The organism is Geovibrio thiophilus, assembly GCF_004087915.1.
GTDB lineage: Bacteria > Chrysiogenota > Deferribacteres > Deferribacterales > Geovibrionaceae > Geovibrio > Geovibrio thiophilus.
Map to the genome: position 1 here is coordinate 1,967,267 of NZ_CP035108.1, position 21,577 is coordinate 1,988,843.

The 21,577-nt window shown below is 48.3% G+C and carries 25 protein-coding genes, 1 tRNA gene and 1 other RNA gene; 5 read left to right on the forward strand and 22 right to left on the reverse strand.

Going from position 1 to position 21,577, the window contains the following annotated elements; translation table 11 throughout:
* Positions 1-107: 107 nt before the first annotated feature.
* From pyrE to zapB, 20 genes are all read right to left on the reverse strand, one after another.
* Complete coding sequence (gene pyrE / locus EP073_RS09265) at positions 108-686, reverse strand: orotate phosphoribosyltransferase (protein ID WP_128466868.1); 579 nt, start codon at positions 684-686, stop codon at positions 108-110.
* Positions 686-1,393, reverse strand: a complete 708-nt coding sequence (gene pyrF / locus EP073_RS09270) for an orotidine-5'-phosphate decarboxylase (RefSeq protein WP_128466869.1) — start codon at positions 1,391-1,393, stop codon at positions 686-688. The genes pyrE and pyrF overlap by 1 nt, the downstream gene beginning before the upstream one ends.
* An 8-nt stretch (positions 1,394-1,401) precedes the next feature.
* Positions 1,402-2,001: a CsgG/HfaB family protein gene (locus EP073_RS09275; RefSeq protein ID WP_128466870.1), complete on the reverse strand. Its 600-nt coding sequence runs from the start codon at positions 1,999-2,001 to the stop codon at positions 1,402-1,404.
* Between the two features lie 83 nt (positions 2,002-2,084).
* A complete protein-coding gene (locus tag EP073_RS09280) occupies positions 2,085-2,402 on the reverse strand; it encodes a hypothetical protein (RefSeq protein WP_128466871.1) in 318 nt (105 codons plus the stop codon).
* Positions 2,403-2,513: 111 nt separating this feature from the next.
* Entirely contained in the window at positions 2,514-3,296 is a 783-nt protein-coding gene (locus EP073_RS09285) for an RnfABCDGE type electron transport complex subunit B (protein WP_128466872.1), read from the reverse strand.
* An 8-nt stretch (positions 3,297-3,304) separates the two neighbouring features.
* On the reverse strand, positions 3,305-3,883 hold the full coding sequence (gene rsxA / locus EP073_RS09290) for an electron transport complex subunit RsxA (protein WP_128466873.1): 579 nt from the start codon (positions 3,881-3,883) through the stop codon (positions 3,305-3,307).
* Positions 3,876-4,496 (reverse strand): RnfABCDGE type electron transport complex subunit E, encoded by a 621-nt coding sequence (locus tag EP073_RS09295; protein ID WP_128466874.1) that lies wholly within the window; start codon positions 4,494-4,496, stop codon positions 3,876-3,878. Before EP073_RS09295 ends, rsxA begins: the two co-directional genes overlap by 8 nt.
* On the reverse strand, positions 4,493-5,050 hold the full coding sequence (locus tag EP073_RS09300; protein ID WP_128466875.1) for an RnfABCDGE type electron transport complex subunit G: 558 nt from the start codon (positions 5,048-5,050) through the stop codon (positions 4,493-4,495). The genes EP073_RS09295 and EP073_RS09300 overlap by 4 nt, the downstream gene beginning before the upstream one ends.
* Entirely contained in the window at positions 5,047-6,039 is a 993-nt protein-coding gene (locus tag EP073_RS09305; protein WP_128466876.1) for an RnfABCDGE type electron transport complex subunit D, read from the reverse strand. The genes EP073_RS09300 and EP073_RS09305 overlap by 4 nt, the downstream gene beginning before the upstream one ends.
* Positions 6,032-7,342 carry an electron transport complex subunit RsxC gene (gene rsxC, locus EP073_RS09310; protein WP_128466877.1) on the reverse strand — a complete coding sequence of 437 codons (1,311 nt, stop codon included), beginning with the start codon at positions 7,340-7,342 and terminating at the stop codon, positions 6,032-6,034. The genes EP073_RS09305 and rsxC overlap by 8 nt, the downstream gene beginning before the upstream one ends.
* Positions 7,343-7,346: 4 nt before the next feature.
* Entirely contained in the window at positions 7,347-7,793 is a 447-nt protein-coding gene (locus EP073_RS09315; protein WP_128466878.1) for a deoxycytidylate deaminase, read from the reverse strand.
* 63 nt (positions 7,794-7,856) lie between these two features.
* Positions 7,857-8,351 carry a ribose 5-phosphate isomerase B gene (rpiB, locus tag EP073_RS09320; RefSeq protein ID WP_128466879.1) on the reverse strand — a complete coding sequence of 165 codons (495 nt, stop codon included), beginning with the start codon at positions 8,349-8,351 and terminating at the stop codon, positions 7,857-7,859.
* A gap of 100 nt (positions 8,352-8,451) precedes the next feature.
* A complete protein-coding gene (gene nadA / locus EP073_RS09325) occupies positions 8,452-9,360 on the reverse strand; it encodes a quinolinate synthase NadA (RefSeq protein WP_128466880.1) in 909 nt (302 codons plus the stop codon).
* Positions 9,361-10,137: a TIGR00282 family metallophosphoesterase gene (locus EP073_RS09330; protein ID WP_128466881.1), complete on the reverse strand. Its 777-nt coding sequence runs from the start codon at positions 10,135-10,137 to the stop codon at positions 9,361-9,363. It abuts the gene before it with no gap.
* 9 nt (positions 10,138-10,146) lie between these two features.
* Positions 10,147-11,706, reverse strand: a complete 1,560-nt coding sequence (gene rny / locus EP073_RS09335) for a ribonuclease Y (RefSeq protein WP_128466882.1) — start codon at positions 11,704-11,706, stop codon at positions 10,147-10,149.
* The gene (locus EP073_RS09340) at positions 11,703-12,242 is read right to left on the reverse strand and encodes a 5-formyltetrahydrofolate cyclo-ligase (RefSeq protein ID WP_128466883.1); all 540 of its coding nucleotides are present in this window, start codon (positions 12,240-12,242) and stop codon (positions 11,703-11,705) included. The genes rny and EP073_RS09340 overlap by 4 nt, the downstream gene beginning before the upstream one ends.
* Entirely contained in the window at positions 12,235-13,452 is a 1,218-nt protein-coding gene (locus tag EP073_RS09345) for an AAA family ATPase (RefSeq protein WP_128466884.1), read from the reverse strand. Before EP073_RS09345 ends, EP073_RS09340 begins: the two co-directional genes overlap by 8 nt.
* 4 nt (positions 13,453-13,456) lie before the next feature.
* A non-coding RNA gene (gene ssrS, locus EP073_RS09350) (6S RNA) lies at positions 13,457-13,634 on the reverse strand.
* Between the two features lies 1 nt (position 13,635).
* Entirely contained in the window at positions 13,636-13,911 is a 276-nt protein-coding gene (locus EP073_RS09355; protein ID WP_128466885.1) for a cell division protein ZapA, read from the reverse strand.
* Positions 13,912-13,916: 5 nt separating this feature from the next.
* On the reverse strand, positions 13,917-14,111 hold the full coding sequence (gene zapB, locus EP073_RS09360) for a cell division protein ZapB (protein ID WP_128466886.1): 195 nt from the start codon (positions 14,109-14,111) through the stop codon (positions 13,917-13,919).
* Between the two features lie 295 nt (positions 14,112-14,406).
* Here zapB and EP073_RS09365 point away from each other — a divergent pair, with 295 nt between their 5' ends.
* Together EP073_RS09365 and EP073_RS09370 are read left to right on the forward strand one after the other, a co-directional pair.
* Positions 14,407-15,642 carry an EAL and HDOD domain-containing protein gene (locus EP073_RS09365; protein ID WP_128466887.1) on the forward strand — a complete coding sequence of 412 codons (1,236 nt, stop codon included), beginning with the start codon at positions 14,407-14,409 and terminating at the stop codon, positions 15,640-15,642.
* A 216-nt stretch (positions 15,643-15,858) separates the two neighbouring features.
* The gene (locus tag EP073_RS09370; RefSeq protein ID WP_128466888.1) at positions 15,859-16,380 is read left to right on the forward strand and encodes a hypothetical protein; all 522 of its coding nucleotides are present in this window, start codon (positions 15,859-15,861) and stop codon (positions 16,378-16,380) included.
* A 23-nt stretch (positions 16,381-16,403) separates the two neighbouring features.
* Here the strand turns inward: EP073_RS09370 and EP073_RS09375 are convergent.
* Both EP073_RS09375 and mobA read right to left on the reverse strand, forming a co-directional pair.
* Positions 16,404-16,477 (reverse strand) — tRNA-Arg (locus tag EP073_RS09375).
* Positions 16,478-16,567: 90 nt separating this feature from the next.
* Entirely contained in the window at positions 16,568-17,164 is a 597-nt protein-coding gene (gene mobA, locus EP073_RS09380) for a molybdenum cofactor guanylyltransferase (protein WP_241654079.1), read from the reverse strand.
* A gap of 70 nt (positions 17,165-17,234) precedes the next feature.
* On the opposite strand from mobA, the gene EP073_RS09385 reads away from it, so the two are divergent.
* The 3 genes from EP073_RS09385 to EP073_RS09395 all read left to right on the forward strand — a co-directional run bounded on the left by EP073_RS09385 (position 17,235) and on the right by EP073_RS09395 (position 21,544).
* Positions 17,235-18,527: an ATP-binding protein gene (locus EP073_RS09385; protein ID WP_128466890.1), complete on the forward strand. Its 1,293-nt coding sequence runs from the start codon at positions 17,235-17,237 to the stop codon at positions 18,525-18,527.
* Between the two features lie 5 nt (positions 18,528-18,532).
* Positions 18,533-19,840, forward strand: coding sequence for a sigma-54-dependent transcriptional regulator (locus tag EP073_RS09390; protein ID WP_128466891.1), 1,308 nt, complete (start codon positions 18,533-18,535; stop codon positions 19,838-19,840).
* A 273-nt stretch (positions 19,841-20,113) separates the two neighbouring features.
* Positions 20,114-21,544 carry an aminotransferase-like domain-containing protein gene (locus EP073_RS09395; RefSeq protein WP_128466892.1) on the forward strand — a complete coding sequence of 477 codons (1,431 nt, stop codon included), beginning with the start codon at positions 20,114-20,116 and terminating at the stop codon, positions 21,542-21,544.
* Positions 21,545-21,577: the final 33 nt, after the last annotated feature.

Genomic DNA, 21,577 nt, shown 5'->3' on the forward strand with positions numbered 1-21,577 from the left:
AGCTTGTATGATTTTATTTATATTAATCGATAAAGTATGTTTGTAAATTAAAAATATAAGGAAGAGGACAATCCTCCTCCTTAATATATCGGTCTGTTTAAAAAAATCTAAGGCTTGAAGTTCCTGCTGCCGGGTTTGACAGCGGGGGTTCCCAGTTTACAGAGAGGGCAGCTTGCGGGATCGTATGTGTGCACATCTATCTGAAGAAGAGATATAAACGGAACATCAAACTGAGCTTCCCCGCTGCTTCTGTCCACAAGGCTCACAACCGCCTGAATATCTCCTCCGGCGTCCCGCACTGCCTTCATACACTCCTTAGTGGATTTGCCTGTAGTAACAACGTCTTCCGCTATAACAACCTTTTCGTTGGGTTTCATAACGAACCCTCTGCGGAACTGAACAACCTCATCCACCCTTTCGGTGAACAGAGAGCGCTTCCTCAGCTGTCTGGCAAATTCATAGCCGAAGCGTATGCCGCCTATGGCAGGGCTTACCACCGTGGTGAACTCCAGATGATAGGTCTGAAGAACGAGGTCGTTGATCAGCCTCTCAGCTATTGCCGGATACTGCATAATCAGAGCGCACTGAAGGTACTTGTCGCTGTGGAGACCGGAGGAGAGCAGAAAATGCCCCTCAAGAAGTGCGTTGTGCTTGTTGAATACTTCCAGAATCTGTTCGTTTGTCATTATCTCATTTCCTCACTTATTCTGTCTGCGGCAAGATACGGGTCTTCCGCTTTGGTTATGGGTCTGCCGACCACAATATAATCAGTACCGAGTTTTTTGGCGTCAGCGGGTGTTACAACCCTTTTCTGATCGTCCGCAGAGGAATCAAGAGGTCTTATGCCCGGCGTAACGGTTATGAAATCCGCTCCCAGAGCTGTTTTTATTACTCCGGTTTCCTTGGCGGAGGACACCACTCCGTCAAGCCCCGCTTCCCGCACGGCTTTCGCCAGATGCAGAACATAATCCGCAGGGGTGCTGAAACCTATATTGTATTTTTCAAGATATTTTTCATCCAGACTGGTAAGCAGAGTAACGGCTATGACGAGAGGAGCCTTCACGCCTTTTTTTGCGCATTCCTCCCTCATGGAGTCCGCGGCGGTTTTCATCATCTCAACCCCGCCCTGCGCATGCACATTCACCATATCCACGCCGTATTTCAGAGAGGAAGAGAGAGCGCCCGCCACAGTGTTCGGAATGTCATGAAACTTGAGATCAAGAAAGATATTTTTATTCTCTGTTTTAAGAAATTCCAGAGCCTCATGACCGCAGGATACAAACAGCTCAAGCCCCACCTTATACCAGCTTACGGCGCTGCCTATTTTCTTCACTATCTCCCTGACTGGCTTTATATCGCTGTAGTCCAGCGCGACAATAATTTCCGGCTTCACATAATCACCTATATTTTAATAATTCTTCTGAATTTATTCTCTGTTTTCAGCGGTACGCACATGGTTTTTATAATGTCCGAGAGAAGCTCCTCCGGATGGGAGGCTTCCTTGCGGATCTTGTCCGGCTTGGAGCTTTTCAGAATCTCCGCAGACCAGACCACCTCGCCCGTTTCGATTCTGATGAGCTTGGCTGTGAGGTGGGCTTCGGAATACACCCTTTCACGCCCTTTGAAGTCCTGATTAAAGGAAATAAGCTTTCCGGTCAGCAGAGTGTCTGCGCCTATCTGCTGAAGTTTCTGGATAGTTTTATCATCAAGAGTGCCGATCTCAGAGTTTTTGAACTGGTAGCCTACCTCTTTCATAACCTTGTCCACGTCTTTTCTGTCAACAACCGTGAAAAGCTCCGAACCGACAAGCTCCGCAGTGAATCTGTCGGCAATGTTTGAGGAATCATATCTCAGCCCGTTAACGACCGTAAAATCAAGCACGGCGATCCTGCTCATCAGTGAGGGAGAAAAGTTTTTGGAATAATTGACTTTTTCTATATTGGTCTTTGCTCCGCAGCCGAAAGTGAGCAAAACAAGAGCGAGCAGAAAGATTTTCCTCATTCCCTTTCCTCCGAAAGAAGTTAAATAATGATAGATAAAACGGCTTATGATAGGTCAGCGGAAGGGGTTACGTCAAGGTACTTTTACTCTGTTTCCCGAGTAAGGCGAACCAGTCTTTTCTTTAACTCATTCTTTTTTCTGGAGTTTTCTGAACTGTCATCAACGCAAGCGTCCAACAGATTTGTATTTTCAATAATGCGTTTTATTCTCTCAGCAAGGATTCTGCCCATCGTGCCGCCGACAGTGCCGGAGGAATCATCGGCATACTGTTCATTTGCGGTTATGATAAGGTCGGTTCTGAGGCTGAAGAAAATACCGCTGACCTTGTAAAAATTGCTGAGCCTGTTAAGCAGAGCAATCTTATTTTCAAGAATGAGATCCCTGTCGAAATATTCAGTCATATGAAAACGGCTGCCTCCGTGCATATCCGTATAGAGCTATAGAGATCATCGAATAAAACTGCCAATACTTGAGGAGAAAAATGAAAAAGCCGCCGGAAGGCGGCTTCGGGGTTAAAACTTCTTTATCGCCTTTGTGGGGCAGACTTCCTCACACTTTCCGCAGTTAATGCAGATGTCCGGATCTATCACCGCAAGGAAATTCTCCACCTGAATAGCAGACACAGGACAATTCTTGGCGCAGAGCTTACAGCCTATGCAGCCCACGGAACACGCCTTTTTCACGTCTCCGCCCTTGTCCTTTGACATACAGGCGACAACAAACGGTTTATCCTGCTCAATTATAGTGATTATGTTTCTCGGGCAGGCTTTTACACACATGCCGCAGGAGGTGCATTTTTCTTCAATTACCACCGGCAGCCTGTTTTCATCCATATACATGGCGTCAAACCCGCATGCCTTGACACAGCTTCCCTCGCCTAGACACCCATATGAGCAGAGTTTATTCCCGCCTGCAAGCAGGTTTACGCTGTGGCAGTCCTTCGGACCGTAGTAATCGTATTTTTCTGGAGCTTCCGCCCGTCCGCCCTTACAGCGGACTCTGGCGACTTTTCGTACGCTTGAGCCAAGCTCAATTCCCAGAATCGCCGCTATCTCCTTCGCGCTCTCCGCACCCATAACAGGGCAGGAGTTCGGAGCGGATTTGCCGCTGACAATCGATTCGGCAAGCGCCGCACAGCCCGGAAAGCCGCATCCGCCGCAGTTTGCCGCAGGGAGAAGGTTTGTCACCTGCTCTATGCGGGGATCTTTCTCCACATGGAACTTTTTTGAAGCTATCATAAGCCCTAAACCGGCCGCGAATCCGGTTGAAAGCATTGTAAGTATCGCTGCTGTCATATATTCACCTACTTAACCAGACCGCTGAAGCCCATGAAGGCAAGCGCAAGGATGCCCGCCGTTATGAAGGCTATGGGAACTCCCCTGAAAAGGTATGGAATGTCCGAGAGCTCTGTCCTCTCTCTCAGTCCGGCAAAAAGCACGATGGCGAGCCCGAAGCCCAGAGCCGAGCCTACTGTAAACACAAGCATTGTAACAAAGCCAAAGCCGGACTGAATGTTTATTATCGCCGCACCGAGAATGGCGCAGTTTGTTGTTATAAGAGGGAGGAAGATGCCGAGGCTCTTATAAAGATCCGGCGAAGTTTTCTCTATAACCATCTCGACAAACTGCACGAGAGAAGCGATCACCAGTATGAAAACAATTGTCTGGAGGTAGCCTATGCCGAATTTGTCCAGCACGGTGTATTGAATGATCCACGTGAGCGTTCCGGCGACAGCCATTACAAAAGTTACTGCGAGGCTCATGCCTATGGCTGTATCGACCTGTCTGGAAACACCGAAGAACGGGCATATTCCGAGGAAGCGGCTGAGCACAAAGTTGTTAACCAGCACAGCCCCTACGAATATCAGCGCAAGATCAGCCATTTGTCACCGCCCTGCCCGCTTTCGCGCGCTTTCTTTCCTCTATCCAGTTATTTCCCGCGAGTATGAAGCCAAGAACGATGAACGCACCCGGAGGCAGAATCATCAGTATAGCAGGGCTGAACCCTGCGGGAAAAAGACTGAGCCCGAAGAACGAACCGTTGCCGAGCACCTCTCTTATTCCGCCGAGCAGGAACAGGGCGAATGTAAAGCCTAGTCCGGTTCCCACAGCGTCAAAGAACGAATCGCCCACGCCGTTTTTGGAGGCGAAGCTTTCCGCCCTGCCCAGAACAACGCAGTTAACCACTATCAGCGGTATGAAAAGCCCCAGAACCTTGTGGAGATCATGAACGAAGGCGTTCATCATAAGATCCACCACAGTGACGAAGCTGGCTATGATAACGATAAACGCCGGAATGCGCACCTTGGCGGGGATGATTCCCTTAACCATGGAAACAACGGAGTTTGAGCCTATGAGCACAGCCATAGTGGCAAGCCCCATGGCTATTCCGTTCACGGCGGAGGTTGTAACCGCCAGAGTCGGGCAGAGTCCTAAAACCTGTTTAAAAACGGCGTTGTTCTTAAATATGCCGTCTGTAAGGCTGGAAAGTCTCATTTGTTCACCTCCGCAAGCGCTTTGTCCATAAAGGCGAGCCCCGATGTCACCGCTTCGCAGACAGCACGTGGCGAAATTGTAGCTCCGCTGAACTGCTCTATATTGCCGCCGTCTTTCTTAACGGCTATATTGTCGTCTTTAGTGAGCCCCTTAAAGCTGTCTCTGAAATGGGGAGTTTCTATCTTGTTGCCCAGCCCGGGAGTTTCCGCATGTTTCAGAATCTCTATGCCGGTGACCCTGCCTTCAAGATCCACACCCATCAGTACTACTATATCGCCGCTGTATCCTTTGGGTGACACGCTCTGCACTGCATAGGCAAGGAGCTTCCCGTCCTTTTTGGCGGGGTAAAGCATCCTGCCGTCAACCTCAACAGCTTCCTTGTCCGGTTCGTTGTCAAAATCAGGCAGAACGACTATAAGCCCCTTAAGGAAGTCCTTTCTGTATTCCTCGGCTATGCGATCCTTTGTAAAATCAAAAACAAAGGCAAGAATAAGCGCGGAAATCCCCGCGATTACCGTAAGCACCACAACCATCATCACGGAGTTTCTGTTCATGACTTCACCTCGCCGAAGCTTGCGGGGCGCATGTAGTTATCAATGAGAGGCGTAACGGCGTTCATGATAAGTATGGAGAACGCCACACCCTCCGGATAACCGCCGAAAAGCCTGATAACAACGGTGAGAAGCCCGCAGCCGAAGCCGAAGAGCACCTGCCCCTTAACAGTCATGGGGCATGTGACATAGTCCGTCGCCATGAAGAAAGCACCGAGCATAAGTCCGCCCGCCAGCAGATGCTGAACAGGGTTAAGGGTTTTTTCAGGAGATATGAGCCAGTAGAGTCCGGTGAGTAAAAAGACAGTGGCAAGATATGTAAAAGGGATATGCCATTTTATTATACGCTTCCAAATGAGGAAAAGCCCGCCGATAAGAACGGCTAAGGCGGAATCTCCGCCGAGACAGCCGCTGACAGTTCCCAGAAACAGGTCTGCAACATCGGCTATGCCTGTGGAGACTATGTGTCCGCTGCTGATTATCTCGGATTTAACCTGACCGAGAGGGGTTGCAGTACTGACGGCGTCAAACATAAAGCCGCTTTTAAAAGTCGATGCCTCAATCCAAGAGGTCATCTCCGCAGGCCATGCGATAAGCAGAAAAACCCTGCCCACAAGCGCCGGGTTAAAGGGGTTCTGCCCCAGTCCGCCGAAAACCTGCTTGGAGATAACTATCGCAACAAAGCTGCCCGCAAGCACAAGCCACCAAGGCGGCGACGGAGGCATGTTCATGGCAAGGAGAATCGCCGTGACAAGGGCGCTGTTGTCTCTTACCGTAACGGGAAGTCTGCGCATTTTAAGGAAAAGAGCCTCAAGCCCGAGACAGAATATAACCGCCAGAGCGTAGGTTTTAACTGCGTAAAAGCCGTATACGTAAACGGAAACCAGTATGCTGGGCAGAAGCGCCAGCACAACCAGCATCATAACCTTGTCAGTCGTCAGCGGGTCTCTTGTATGAGGGGAGAAGGAAACCAGAAATTTATTGTCAGCCATTTTTCTGTGCCTCCCTTGCTTTCAGGATTTTCATGACTTCACGTTTGGATGTTTTGAATCCGCCCGCGAGGTTGCGTCTGGACGGACAGTCATACGAACAGCAGCCGCATTCGATGCAGTTCATCACATGCCAGTCGGCAAGCGCCTCATACATCTCCTTCACGACGAATCTGTCCATAACCGAAGGTATCAGCCCCATGGGACAGACGTCCACACAGCGCCCGCAGCGTATGCAGCTGCACTGCCTTAAGTCCGGCAGATCCTCACTGCGGAAAACCAGAATGCCGCTGGTTCCCTTCATCATAGGCACGTCAAGGCTGGAAAGCGCAAATCCCATCATGGGACCGCCCATAACCACCTTGCGGGGGTCGCCCAGAAAGCCGCCGCAGTACTCGATAATATCCTTAACAGGTGTACCTATGCGCACAAGGAGGTTCTTGGGCTCCTTAACCGCACCGGTTACTGTTACCACTCTTTCGATAAGGGGTTTTTTATTTTCCGCAGCCTCAAACACGGCAAGGCAGGTTCCAACGTTATGCACGATAACGCCCACCTCAAGAGGGAGCATGCCTTCGGGAACCGTCCTGTTGAGACAGGCTTTTATGAGCTGCTTCTCGCCGCCCTGCGGATATTTAACCTCAAGGGGGATGAGCTCGAATTTATATGCTGAAACGAACTTTCCGAACGCTGCCAGAGCATCGGGCTTGTTCTCTTCTATGCCTATGATGAGATTCTCTATATTGAGAGCCTTGCGGATAATGTCCGCTCCTTTGATGATCTCTTCCGTTTTCTCAAGCATAAGCCTGTGATCACAGGTGAGATAAGGCTCGCACTCAGCGCCGTTGAGCAGCAGCGTATCCACCTTTTTGGGCGGGCTGAGCTTCACATTCGTGGGGAATGTCGCCCCGCCGAGACCGACTATCCCGGCGTTGAGCACTGTTTCCTGAAACTTTGCGGATACATTGACGGGAACAATCCCGCTCTGATCCCCTGCGGCTTCTATCACTATGCCTGCCGTCTTTCCGGTAACCGGATGAGGCAGATCCTGCAAAGCAACGACTCTGCCCGAAACCGGAGCATGGATATTAGCGCTGATAAAGCCAGCTGACTGCCCTATCAGCTCACCTGCCTTCACTTCCTGATTTTTTGCCGCCAGCGCCTTTGCCGGAGCCCCTATGTGCTGTGCGAGCGGAACCCCGTACAGCGCACCCTCTTTCACGGGCATAACCTCAATCGGCTTGCCCGACGTCGCACCCTTATTGTAGTCAGGGTGAACGCCTCCTCTGAATCCAAAAAACGGCATGAGCCTACCCTTTATTAAATTGTTCAACTATTATATTAGTTTCCGCCAGAATCTCGTCCGCGAGAGCGTCCTCGTAATAGAGTTCGTAAACTATGCGCACTATACCGGCGTTTATGATCATTTTGGTGCAGATGGAGCATGGTTTGGTGTTGCAGTAAAGAGTGGCGCCTTTGATGGGCACGCCGTGGTAAGCAGCCTGAAGTATCGCGTTCTGTTCGGCATGGAGCCCTCTGCAAAGCTCATGCCTCTGTCCTGAAGGTACGTTTAGTTTCTGCCTCAGACACCCTGTAGCCTCGCAGTGTGTTACCCCTGCGGGTACTCCGTTATATCCTGTGGCGAGTATATGATTATCCTTAACAAGCAGTGCTCCGACCTGCCTTCTCAGACAAGTGGAGCGTTGTTTGGCTATATTCGTGATTTCAATGAAGTACTGATCCCAGTTTGGTCTCAATACCCTACTCCTGTGTAAAGAAAAAGTCTTTTGACAGAACCTTTCCCCGTTTTTTTGAGCATGTTATTTTTCCTCAGATAAATATTTCCGCCATCTTTCAGCAGCAAGAACATCCAGTTTGTCTATGCGTTTCCGGTGTCTTCCGCCTTCAAAAGGCGTGGTGAGCCATAAATCAACCATGTCCACGGCACGGTCAAACGTAATTATCCTGCCGCCGAGGGCGAGGACGTTTGAGTCATTGTGCATTCTGGACATTTTTGCCGTGTATGTGTCCCAGCAGAGGGCAGCCCTTATGCCGGGTATTTTGTTTGCCGAAATTGAAATACCTATGCCGGAGCCGCAGATAACTATGGCGCCGTCCGCTTCGCCGTCGGCAACAGCTATGCCTGCCTTTGCGCCGAAGTCGGGGTAGTCAACGGAGGTTTCGTTATCTGTTCCCAAATCTAGAACATCCACCCCGTATTTTGATATGTAATTTTTTAACTGTTCCTTAAGTTCAAACCCGCCGTGGTCACTGGCTATTGCGATTTTCTTAAAGACGGAAATACGGCTGCACATATTATCTCCCGAACAAAGGTTCGCTATATTAGCACTTATGTTCTAAAATTCAACTATTTTTGGAATCTATCGTACAAAAATATAAATTTATTGTCAGCTATTAATAGTTTCTGGGTATATCAAGCATCTTCTGAATGCAGCGGACACCCTTCTCCCTTATCTCCTCCGGCACTGTGATTACATGCTGTTTATGCAGCAGCGCCTCATAAAGGCTTTTCAGCGTGGTCTTCTTCATGTTTTTACAGATAAACCCGTCATAAGCGAAGATAAACTCCTTATCGGGGTTCTGTTTCTCAAGCAGGTAGCGCACACCCTCTTCCGTGGCTATTATGAAGCGCTTGTTCGTGCTCTCACGGCAGTAGGTGTAAATGCCCGATGTGGAGCAGACGTGATCGGCAAGATCCACAACAGAAGGCGGGTTCTCCGGATGCGCAACAACGAGCGCATCGGGATATTTCTCCTTAAGCTGCCTGACCTCAAGCTCTGTGGTTCTGTTATGTATGGGGCACCAGCCCTGCCAGAGGATCATCTTTTTATCAGTAAAGCGAGACACATAGTGACCGAGATTACGATCCGGTACGAAGATTATCTCATCAGCTTCCACATGCTTAATGACATTAACCGCATTTGCCGATGTACAGCATATGTCGCTCTCCGCCTTGACCTCAGCAGTAGTGTTCACGTAGCATACCACAGCGGCGTTCGGATGCTGCTTCTTAAATTCGCGAAGCTTATCGGCGGTGATCATGTCCGCCATGGGGCATCCGGCGTTTATCTCCGGCAGGAGAACAGTTTTCTGCGGGGAAAGCATGTGTGCTGTTTCCGCCATGAAGTGAACTCCGCAGAAAACTATTGTGCTTTTATCGGTCTGTGCCGCCTGTATGCTTAAACCGAGAGAATCTCCGGTAATATCTGCGATTTCCTGAATTTCCGCAGGCTGATAGTTGTGAGCGAGAATAACTGCGTCCATTTCTGCTGCTAGACGCCTGATTTCAGTTCTATAGTCCATTTACTCCCCCGATGTTTCTGATATTTTTGAATAACGGACAATTTTTCCGAGCGAATCATACTCGAAAAACAGGGCATTAAACACCATTTTACCTGCTTTTTCAACCTCATATTTCCTCGGCACACCGCCCAGAAAGCGCTCTATCGGCGCTTCGGAGCTCATTCCGATAACCGAGTTAAGCCCGCCGCACATACCGACATCCGTTAAATATAAAGTCCCGTTGGGGAGGATTCTGTCATCATTTGTCTGTACATGAGTGTGGGTTCCGATAACAGCTCCCGCTCTGCCGTCCACATAGAGCCCGAAGGCGTTCTTTTCACTGGTGGCTTCCGCATGGAAGTCCGTGAGGACGAAGCTTTTGCTTATTTCAGGGTAGACTGAGTCGAACTTCCTGAAAGGACAGTCGGAAAGGGGCATAAAGACTCTGCCCATTAAATTGAGCAGAGTGAATCTTTCGCCGTTTTTTTCTATGGTTATGTGTCCTTTGCCGGGTGTTCCCTCGGGATAGTTGGCGGGACGGACGAGACTGCCCAGATGATTGATGAAATTTTCCGATTCCTTCACGTCGAACACATGGTTTCCCGTGCTCATGAGATCCACGCCGTAGGAAAGAATGTCCTTGTAAAGCGCCTCGGTGATTCCGAAGCCGTTTGCGGCGTTCTCAACATTTGCGATCACAATGTCAAGCCCCAGCTCCTCACGGAGGCGGGGTACGGCGGAGCGAAGCAGGCTTCTGCCTGCTTTGCCCATAATATCGCCTATATGCAGTACTTTCATTTACTTTTGTTATTTCGCGTATCCAACAGAGCGGGCTTCTCTGATTACGGTAACCCTGATCTGTCCGGGATATGTGAGTTCTTCCTCTATCTTTTTGGAAATGTCTTTGGAAAGCGTCACGAGCCTTTCATCGGTCACTTTGTCGGGCTCAACGATTATGCGCACTTCTCTTCCCGCCTGAATAGCGTAGCATTTGCTGACGCCTTCAAATGAGGAGGCGATGGTTTCAAGATTTTCAAGCCTTTTCAGGTATGATTCAAGAACCTCTCTCCTCGCGCCGGGTCTGGATGCGCTCATAGCGTCCGCAGCCTGCACAAGAACAGACTCAACGCACTTGAACTCCTCTTCGCCGTGGTGAGAGGCTATGGCGTTAAGCACGCGCCAGTCCTCTTTGTATTTCTTCGCCACTTCCAGACCGATTTCGGTGTGTGAGCCTTCACTCTCGTAGTCTATCGCCTTTCCTATGTCATGGAGAAGACCGGCACGTTTGGCTATTTTCTCGTTCAGTCCGAGTTCGGCTGCCATTGTTCCGCAGATTTTCGCCACTTCGATGGAATGTCCGAGAACGTTCTGTCCGTAGCTGGTTCTGTATTTCAGCCTGCCGATAAGCCTTGAAATGTCTTTATGAACACCGTGTATGCCGAGATCAAAGAGGGTCTGCTCACCAACCTCAAGAACATGCTTCTCAAGCTCCTCACGGCATTTGTCGTGAAGCTCCTCAATTCTCGCCGGATGTATGCGCCCGTCGGTCACGAGCCTTTCAAGGGTCATCTTGGCGATCTCTCTTCTGAAAGGGTCGTAGGATGAAAGGATAACCGCCTCGGGGGTGTCATCCACAATTATATCAACTCCGGTAACGCTTTCAAACGTACGGATGTTTCTTCCTTCACGTCCGATGATTCTTCCCTTCATCTCATCACTGGGGAGGCTGACCACAGAGACTGAAATCTCGCCCACATATTCGGGAGCACATCTCTGGATAGCTGTCGCGATGATGCTCTGCGCCTTTTTCTCAGCATCCATTTTGGTCTGCTCTTCGATTTCCCTGAGCTCACGCGCAGCATCGATTTTAGCATCCTCAACAAGCTCGGAGATAAGCATCTGTTTTGCTTCCTCCCTTGTCATAGCGGCTATCTTTTCGATTTCGGCTATCATTCTGTTGCGGATCTCTTCGGCTTCCTCACGGAGCTTATCGAGAACTTTCTGCTTTTCTTCCGCTTCCTCGTATTTCTTAAGAAGAGCGTCTTCCTTTCTGGTAAGCTGATCAAGCTTGCCGTCTATGGATTCTTCTTTGGTCATAAGCCGTTTTTCAAGTGCGGCTATCTCTTTTTTCTTTTCTCTGGAGTCTCTTTCAACTTCCTGTTTACCTTTATAGACATAGTCCTTGGCTTCAAGCTTTGCTTCCTTGGTTATTTCGTCAGCTTCTTTTCTGGCTCTGCTTAAAATGTCTTCGGCTGTTTTGCTGTTTCTGATATTCTCATTATCATTCTTTCTTTTCTGATATAAAAGTCCCGCGAATATACCTGTCATAAGGCTCACGAGGACGAGTAACGCATGCAGACTGCTCATCTGCTCCTCCTGTATATGTAATTTTCAGTTATCAGCGCATCCAAGGGGAAATCATGCTCTTCCCTGTAAACCGTGCCGACAATCTGAAATCCGTAGCCCAGACCGGCTTTGACCGAAAGCGTCAGTCCGGGCAGTAGTCTGTCGTAGAAGCCGCCTCCGTAGCCAAGCCTGAAAAGCTCGCTGTCAAAAGCCAGTCCGGGCACGGCGACCACGTCAAAATCTGTTCTGTCATCTATCACAATCGGTTCCTTAACTCCGTAAGAACCCGTCTGTAATCCTCCGTTATAGGGTCCGGTAACCAGTCTGCCCTCTTTCAGTTTCGGCAAATAGACTTCCGTTCCTCCGTTCATTAATTGTAGCGCAAGATTTTCCGTTTTCACCTCGTTGTTTATATCTGAGTACAAAAGCACTCTTTTTGCCGATTTATACTCGGCAAGGAATTTTTCGCATATCGCGTCCGAAGCCTCAGTGACAAAAGAGCATGGCAGGCTGCCGCGCTTTTCCTTCATCTGCTTCCTGAGAGCGGCTTTACTCATACTTCTTCACGCCGTCCCAGAGTCTTTTAAGGCGTTCAGAGAACTTCGCCTCAAACCCCTGTTCGGAAGGGATGTAAAAATTAAGCGTTTCCTCCGCGTAATCCTGCTTTACAAAGCTTCCGTGATCAAAAGGGTAAACATACCCGCTGCCCCCGCTTTTCAGATGGTCAGGCACCTTGGGGTTGTGCGCCTGAAGGTAATTTTTTACTTTGTGCAGAGCCATATAGCTTCTGTTGCTCTTCGGGCAGGAGGCAAGGTAAGTCACCGCCTGAGCGAAGATTATGTCCCCTTCGGGTCTGCCCACATTGGTAAACGCCTGATAAGCGGCGTTCGCAAACTCCAGCGCGTCAGGATAGGCGTTGCCTATGTCCTCACTGGCGGAGATGAGCAGCCTTCTGAAAACAGTTTCCGGAGCCACTCCGCTTTCCATAAGCTTCATGCCCCAGAGGAGAGCCGCATCGGGGTCGCTGCCCCTTATGCTCTTTATCATGGCGGAAAGCAGATCGTAGTGTTCGTCCGTATCGTAGCTGCCGCCTGTTACATAGTCCTCAATGCCCTGAAGACCGAGAGTAACACTCTCTCCGCTGAAGGTTCCCTTAATTACCGAGAGCTCCAGCATGTTCAGAAAACGTCTTCCGTCGCCGAGGCTTACACGTTTGAGCCGTGTCATGCTCTCTTCGTCCGCTATGACTTCGTCAACTCCGTAGCTTTCTTTTATGTATGAAACAGCCTTTTCATAAAGCTGATTCAGAGCATCATCCCCGAGAGGATGAAACTCAAACACAAAACTCCGTGAGCGGAGCGGCTGAGTGAGATTGAAGTAAGGATTCTCCGTGGAGGCTCCTATGAGCTTCGCATGTCTTCCGTCGATAACTTTCAGCAGGAGATCCTGCTGGGTTTTGTTAAACCGGTGAAGCTCATCGATGAAGACAATAGCCTCTCTGCCGTAATGCTTCGTGGATTCGATTATGTTCTTTATGTCCGAGGAACCGGAAGTGGAGGCATGCAGCCTGTAGAAGGGTATAGCAAGGTGTTCTCCTATCAGCTCTGCGGCGGTGGTTTTGCCGCAGCCCGGGGGACCTATCAGGATCAGTGAGTCGAAGTTTCCCGATTTCACCAGCTTTAAAAAGAGTGCATCCCCTTTGAAAAGATGATCCTGTCCTGCTATATCTTCAAGCCCTTTCGGGCGGAGTGCTTCCAGTATCCTCATAAAACCAACCCCCGCATGCGCCGTTTGTGGAAGAAACCTAGTAGCCCTTACAATAAGGGCGGGGGTATCACGGACGCTTCAGGCTTCCTGCGAGCAGGCATGCACACTGCGCCCAGTATCAACCCCCTGGTTAAAATTGTTGGCTGCAGTTTTCTTCCGTCTTACGAACGCCGCAGGGGATCTTTATATATCTATCTCGTTCAGCCGTTCGTTGAGCCTGTCCACTTCCGCTTCGGCTTCGGCCGCAAGCTCCGCAAGCTCAACACTGTCAACGGCGACTTTTAAACCTGCCATAACAACGGCGCGGTGGGTGTTGACAATCTTGGAGGAATCGTTTGATTCCTGAAACTTGTCCTCCAAAAGCCCTGCCGCTTTTTTAAGAACATCTTCGTGTTCCGTTCTCAGGGAATAGTGCCCGCCCGCGACGGTTATGTGAACTTCCTTGCTTTCAGGACTCATTGCTTTTACCCTATTCTAGCCAGTATGTTCTCCACTTTTTCCCTGACCGTTTTCCTTTCCTCAATAAGTGCGGAAACTTCTGTTTCCAGTTCCGAAGCCTTCTTCTTCAGGGCTTCGTTTTCGTTTTTCAGATTTTCCCTGTCATCTATGAGACGTTCTATCTTACTGCTTAAAATATTCAGTTTCTCAAGTAATTCCATATCAAAATTATGTCAGAGAAGCATGTGTTTGTCAATCCTCAAGAGATACAGGACAGGTTTATGCAAACCACTTTCACTTTAACGCTTTCAGGCACGGAACACAAACAGTTCTTCTATATTGTTATGAGCCTGCCGGAATTATTTCAGGCACATTCCTTCTTTTTATCTGAAACTGCATATTTTCTATGATATATTATCTAAGAAGCATTTACAAAGGTAATTTTCACTTGATATTTTTTATCCTTTTGTATACTTCCCTTAATTGAAAGAAGCCTAATCAGCGGAAAAGAGGTTTATGAGCGACAGGATATTTGTCGGAAGACAGCCGATACTTGACATTAACGGAAATATATATGCGTACGAAATTCTTTTCCGTAATGCTGAAAAAAATGTGGCGGAGATAGACGATAACCTTTCCGCAACTTCCTCTGTGCTGCTGCATTTGCTTCAGAACTTCGGGATCGAAACTCTGCTCGGCTCAAAAAAAGGCTTTATCAATATTGATGAATCTGTCATTGACGAAGACATAATAGCCCTTCTGCCGGCTGATAAAACCGTTCTGGAAATTCTCGAAACCACCAAAGTAACCGATGATCTCGTAAACAAAATAAAAGGTTACGGCAAACAAAACTACAGCTTCGCACTGGACGACTTCATATTCACCGAGAGCCATGCGGAAACCTTCCGCCCGCTTTTCGGAGACGTAAGCTTTATCAAGGTCGACATACGTTCCGTCTCCAAAATGCAGATAATCAAAAACATGGACTCGCTGAAGGCGATGAATGTACGTCTTTTGGCGGAAAAGGTCGAAAACAGAGACGAATTTGAGTTCTGTAAAAAACTGGGATTTGAATATTTCCAAGGTTATTATTTCGCAAAACCGCTCGTGGTTTCGGCAAAAAAAGGGATAGACCCCGCAGTGGCGGGGGTGATAAGCCTTATAAACATACTCAGGGACGAGGACAGCACAATGGAGTTTATCGCAAGAGAGATGAAAAACTATCCGGCGATAAACCTTAATCTGCTCAAATTCATAAACTCGTCCTCCTTCTTTCTCAGAGCAGATATAACATCCATAAAACACGCCGCGGCGCTGCTCGGCAGGAACAATCTGTCCAAATGGCTTACTCTCCTGCTTTACGCCTCAAAGGGCAGCATGGATCCTTGCGAAAACCCCCTTATGCAGACCGCACACGAGCGAGCTTCGACAATGGAAAAAATAGCCGACAAATCATGCAGGGATCTCAGGGAGAAAGCGTTCCTCACGGGGCTGATGTCGCTTCTGGATGTGATTCTGGAATCGCCGTTTGAAGCATTCCTTGACCAGTTCAACGTAAGCACGGATATAAAGGAAGCGGTTCTCGGTTCGGAAAACAGGCTCGGAAAACTGCTGAAACTGGCGATAATGCTTGAACGGAACGAAATTGACGAAGCCATGACACTCCTCAGGGAGTTTAACCTGACCCTTGCCGATGCTGCGGAGGTGCGCATGGAAAGCTTCGTTACGAAGGATAAGGGACTGCTGGGGTAAGTTTGCAGTTTTGCGCTGAGCCGAAATCAGCAGGCGCCTTCTGAAATCCTCCCCTGTCCTCCTTTGCAAAAGGAGGGTATTTTGATTTTTTGGCTGTCATGAACTATTCAAAATTATAACTTCCTATTGTTAGATAAAATGCTTTTCTCAAAATAGTGTTAATATGAATAATTAATGATAAAATCATACAATCATAAGTTAACATAAGGTGTACTAATGTCGGAATTGATTTCAACAACTTTTAATTATATTATCCACTCAACTTTAGGGGCTGCTATCGCCCTGCTAATTAATAAACACTTAGAAAACTCAAAAGCAAAAATTACTCAAAAAAAACAATGGGAAGAATGTTGGGCTGACAGGTTTATCCAAATCCTAATACTATATAGTTCAACTATCACAAATATTCTTAATGCCTTAGACAGCCTCGTTAATTTTTATAAACCTGATGAACAAGATGACATTAATAAACAAATCAATAGTATTAAAAATAATTTATATGAAGCCCGAAGACTTGAATGGGAGCTATCCATCATGGTCAATTATGCTCCAAAGAATCTTTCAAAAGTACATAAAATATCAAACAATATAAACTTACTAATAGGAAATATAATAAAGAACAAATATGGAGACTTAGAAGAACTTAGAAAACTTCAACAAGAACTTCATAAGTACGGTCGTTCGGCACATGCAGAAATATTGGGTTTAAAAATAAAAAAAATGGGCTCCTTCGATTAAAACGAAGGAGCCCATTTTTTTAATGCGCCCGAAGGGAGTCGAACCCCTAACCTACAGATTCGTAGTCTGCCACTCTATCCAATTGAGCTACGGGCGCAGCAAGGAAGATATACTTAATAAATTTTTATCCGTTTGGCAAGGAAAATTTAAAAAAATAAGACTTTCCGGTAAAAGAATATTTCACACTCTACCTGCCGGAAACCGTATTGTTCAAGATCTCCATATCCTCCCTGCGGTTAATATTGGAGAACATAGAGCTGTCAAAACCGAGACCACAGAAGAAGGAATCGTCCAGATAGCGGGTATTCAGAGATGAAAGAGCGTCTCTCAGGCGGAAATTGCCTGTTTCAAACTGCTTCATCAGCACATCCAGACATGAGGGCGAGTAAGCGGCGATAAGCGGGTGAATCTTGCCGAAAGCGTCCGGCACTGCGGCGTCATACCCTTCCAGCGCACTGAGAACAGCCTTCACAGCTCCTGCGGGAACAGCCGGAGCATCGGTGGAGATAACAAATACCGGAGAACGGAAATGGCGCAGCGCGGTGATTATACCCGCCAGCGGGCACTGCTGCTCGTAGATGTCCTCCACATGCTCAACTGAACCGCTGAGAACATTCAGGTACTTTGTAACGTCCTTTGATATGACGGAAACATTGAACCCTTCACGGACAAACTTTTCGGATATATACTCAATAAGAGGTTTTCCGCGGAAAAGAGCCAGAGCCTTGTCGGAACCGAAGCGCCTGCTCTGCCCGCCCGCAAGGAGAGCTACATTCAAAAGCATCAAAAAGAGATAGCACTTCTCTTTAAACATGGCAACTGATATATTGAGCACACTAACAACAAGGTGATTAATGGAACAGAACAAAAACGGATTCGCGGAAAAACTTAAGCTTGTGCTTATAGCGGTAATACTGCTCAACCTGATTCACGCTGTAATCCACATACAGTCCTATACCAGAAACATTGAGACTTATAAACACCATATAATCGACATGGGCATAAACTCCCTGAAATCGCTGGAAGGCGGCAGGCGGGCGTTCATGGGCTCCAGATTCGCAGGCACGGACAGGCTGAAACGCTTCGTGGAGGAACTGAGCAGACAGAACTCAGTCCTGAATATGGTAATCTTCGACGAAAACGGAAACATAGAGGTAAATCCGTCACCGGAATACACACCGCCTTATATGGGCGAAATCAGCGGATATTCCATTGTCGAAGGCAGAGACACCATTACGATATACACATCGCTCAAAACATTCAGCAGCCAGAATCATGAACATATGCAGAACCGCCCTCAGCAGGGACAGAGACTCATGCAGGAGCTGACCAACCCCGACAACTTTCAGGATATAACAGTTGCACTAGTCATGGATTCCTCCGCAGTGGCTCTGGCAAAACGGCAGATGTACACAGGGCTGGCGCAGATAGGAATTATACTGGTTTTTCTCATTATCGCCTATGTGCTTGTCATACGCTTCATAAAGCTGCATCTTATACAGATAGAACGCCTGAAAAAGGTTGAGCAGGAAGCTGAAATGGGTAAAATGTCCCACATTCTCGCCCATGAGATAAGAAATCCGCTCAGCTCAATCTCCGGACTGATAAGCTTCGCCGCCAAAAAGGAGCAGAGCCCCGACATAAAAGATATTTTATCCCACACCACGGACGAAATAAACAGGCTGAACACCATTGTGAACGACTTCCTCACCTTCGGCAAGGAGCTCAAGGCGGATATGCAGAATATCTCAGTCGGCGCTCTGGTGGACAAAACAGTGAACCTTCTCTCCGCAGATTTCAGAAGCAAATCAGTACGCCCCGTAATAGAAGGCGAGGACGCGCTGATAAAAGTTGATGCAGACAAGATGCTTCAGGTGCTGTTCAATCTCCTCCTCAACGCATTGCAGGCATCGCCGGAGCACGGAACTGTGGAAATACGTTACAGCGAAAAAGGCATAAGCGTTAAAAACGATGTGGCAGGAGAAGCGCCTGAAAAAAGCAGACTGTTTGAGCCCTTCTACACCACAAAGGCAAAAGGTTCCGGTCTGGGGCTTGCCGTGGTGAAAAGAATCTGCGCTCTCCACGGCTTTCAGGCGGAAGTGACAAATACCAACCCCTTTATTATAGAATTAAAATTCGGCAGGTAATTAACATGGCTGGCAGAATACTTATCGTTGATGATGAATCCAACCACAGACTGATGATGAAGCTCCACCTTGAGGACAGCGGATACAAAACGGAAGAGGCCTCAAACGGTGCGGAAGCGCTTATTAAGCTTGATGATTTTGAGCCGGATGTAATCCTGCTTGACATGAAGATGGATATAATGGACGGATTGACCTTTCTTACCCACGTGAGCAGGCGGGGACTGGCTGTGCCTGTCATAGTGATAACGGCATTCTCAAGCGTTAAAACCGCTGTGGAAGCTATGAAGCTCGGCGCCGCTGATTATCTCACCAAGCCTGTGGACATTGAGCACATGCTTGAGACAGTGGCAAAAACACTGACTGAAAAAACTGTTATACCCCCGCTTGAATACGCCGAGGAATACGGCTTTGAGGGAGTTTACTCCGCCGACGGACTGGGAAAAATTATAGAACAGCTTAAGATGGTGGCTCCATTAAACGCCACTGTTCTGGTACTGGGCGAATCCGGCACGGGAAAAGAGCTTATAGCCCGTTCCATCCACACAAACTCACCCCGCAAAAACAAGCCCTTCATCGCCGTTAACTGCGCCGCCCTGAACGAAAACCTCATAGAAAGCGAGCTTTTCGGTCATATGAAAGGCTCCTTCACAGGGGCATCCTCCAATAAGGAGGGGCGCTTTGAGCTGGCGGACGGCGGAACAATATTTCTGGACGAAATAGGCGAGCTTCCCCCGCAGGTGCAGGCGAAGCTGCTTCGTGTTTTGCAGGACAGAACATTTGAAAGAGTGGGTGGAATCCGCACCGTCACCACTGACGCACGCATTGTAGCCGCCACCAACAAAGACCTGAAAACACTTTCGGAAAAAGGCGAATTCAGGGAAGATCTGTATTTCAGACTGTCTGTTTTCCCTGTGAATCTGCCGCCTCTGCGGGAAAGAACACAGGAAATTGAGCCTCTGGTGAACTACTTCATATCAAAATACGCTCAGAGATTCGGCAAACTGATCAAAGGAGCGGAAAGGAATTATATTGATAAGCTGAAAAAATATTCTTTTCCCGGCAATATCAGAGAGCTTGAAAATATAGTCGAAAGAAGCGTGATTCTCTCAAAATCGGAAAGACTTACGCCTGACACACTGCCGCCGCTGGAGATAAAAAACGGCTGCGGCTCTCTGGATATGAGGGACAACGAAAAGGATCTGATAATAAAGGCGCTGGAAAAAACAGGCGGAAACAAAACCAAGGCTGCGGAAGTTCTCGGAATCTCCCGCAGAACACTCCACAGCAAAATAAACGAATTCGGCATTAAATGATGCCTGTCTCTGTTACACCCCTTTCGGGTGTAACAGTTACTTTAAGCTTATTTTACTGAAGTATGCCCATCAGGCAGAGTATTCCGAGCACTGCAAGGCTGAAAGCGAATATGCCGAGCCTGACTTCATTATGTTCGTTGCGCACTTTATAGTTTCCGTTCATATAATCCCTCCGGATAATCATTGACTCTTTATGCTTATTATAATACTACTTTCTCAGAACAATAACAGATACAGTCAACAGAAATTCAGGGTATAACAGACAGGTGTTTTATGACGGCTGACAGCGGAAAATTCCTTTACGAAGAGATACAGGAACTGATCCTAGAAATGGTGAAAACAGGAAAACTGCAAGCGGGAGGAAAGATTCCTTCCCTGCGGGAGACTGCGCAGAAGCTGAAAACCAGCGTTACCACTGTTATGAAAGCTTATATGGAACTTGAGCGCAAGGGCTTCATAGAATCACGCCCGAAATCGGGCTATTTCCTTGTGAATACACAGATGCGCAGGCTCCCCCAGCCTGAAGCGACAAGCCCCTCACCTATCCCGAATCCCGTAAGCAAGTTTGATCTTGTGATGCAGCTTTACTATACAATGGGCAAAACCAGCAAAATATCCTTCGCCGTGGCGGAACCGTCCTCAAAGCTTCTGCCTACCGATGAGCTTGCGAAGATGATGAAAAAGGCTATGGCGCAGACACCGAACCATTCGTCATACGAGACAATCGGCGGTCTGCCGGAACTAAAAAACCAGATAGCCTATCACATGCTCTCAAACGGAATAACAATGCCCACAGATAAGATGATCATCACATCCGGCGGTTCGGAGGCGATTTACCTTGCCCTCAAAATACTCACCAAACCCGGGGACAGCGTAATTGTCGAGTCACCCTGCTATTTCGGCTATACAAACATTCTCCACGCGTTGGGCATCTATGCCCTTGAGCTTCCCACACACCCCGTGACAGGGATAGACAAGGAGGCTCTCCGCCGTGCCCTGATGAGGGATGACGTGAAAGCGGCAATCATCCAGCCCAACTACAACAACCCTCTCGGCTGCCTGATCCCCGAAAGAGACAGGCAGGAGATTACAGAGATGTTCCGCAGCAGCGGAGCGGTGATAATTGAGGATGACATATACGGCGACCTGCCCCATGAGGGGGAGCGCCCCTCCACGCTGTACCAGTATGACAGGGAATCTGTTATATACGTGTCCTCCTTCTCCAAAACAATCGCCCCCGGATACAGAGTTGCGTGGATGTGCTCGGAAAAATATCTCACACCCATGTTCAAATACAAGGCGTCCACCACGGTAGACACCGTACGCCCCACTCAGCTTGCACTGGCGGAGTATCTTGCATCCGGAAAATACACCCGCCACCTCAAGAAATTCAGAGGCACATGCGCCTCCTTAGTCGCCTCCTTCACCAACGCAATATCTAAATATTTTCCCGAAGGGACAAGAATCACCCGCCCCAAAGGGGGATTCATTCTCTGGCTGGAGCTGCCGGAAACGGCGGACACTCTTGCTATTTATCAGCGTGCCTCCCACGAGGGGATAGGCTTCGCCCCGGGAACGGTGTTCTCATCGCAGGACAAATACAATAACTGCATGCGCATAAACTGCGCCGTGGTATGGAATGACGAAACTGAAATGTATCTGAAGCGTCTGGGCGAACTCTGCCACAAGGCGCTCAAGGAATAAAAAACAGCCCGGAGAAAACTCCGGGCTGCCTTT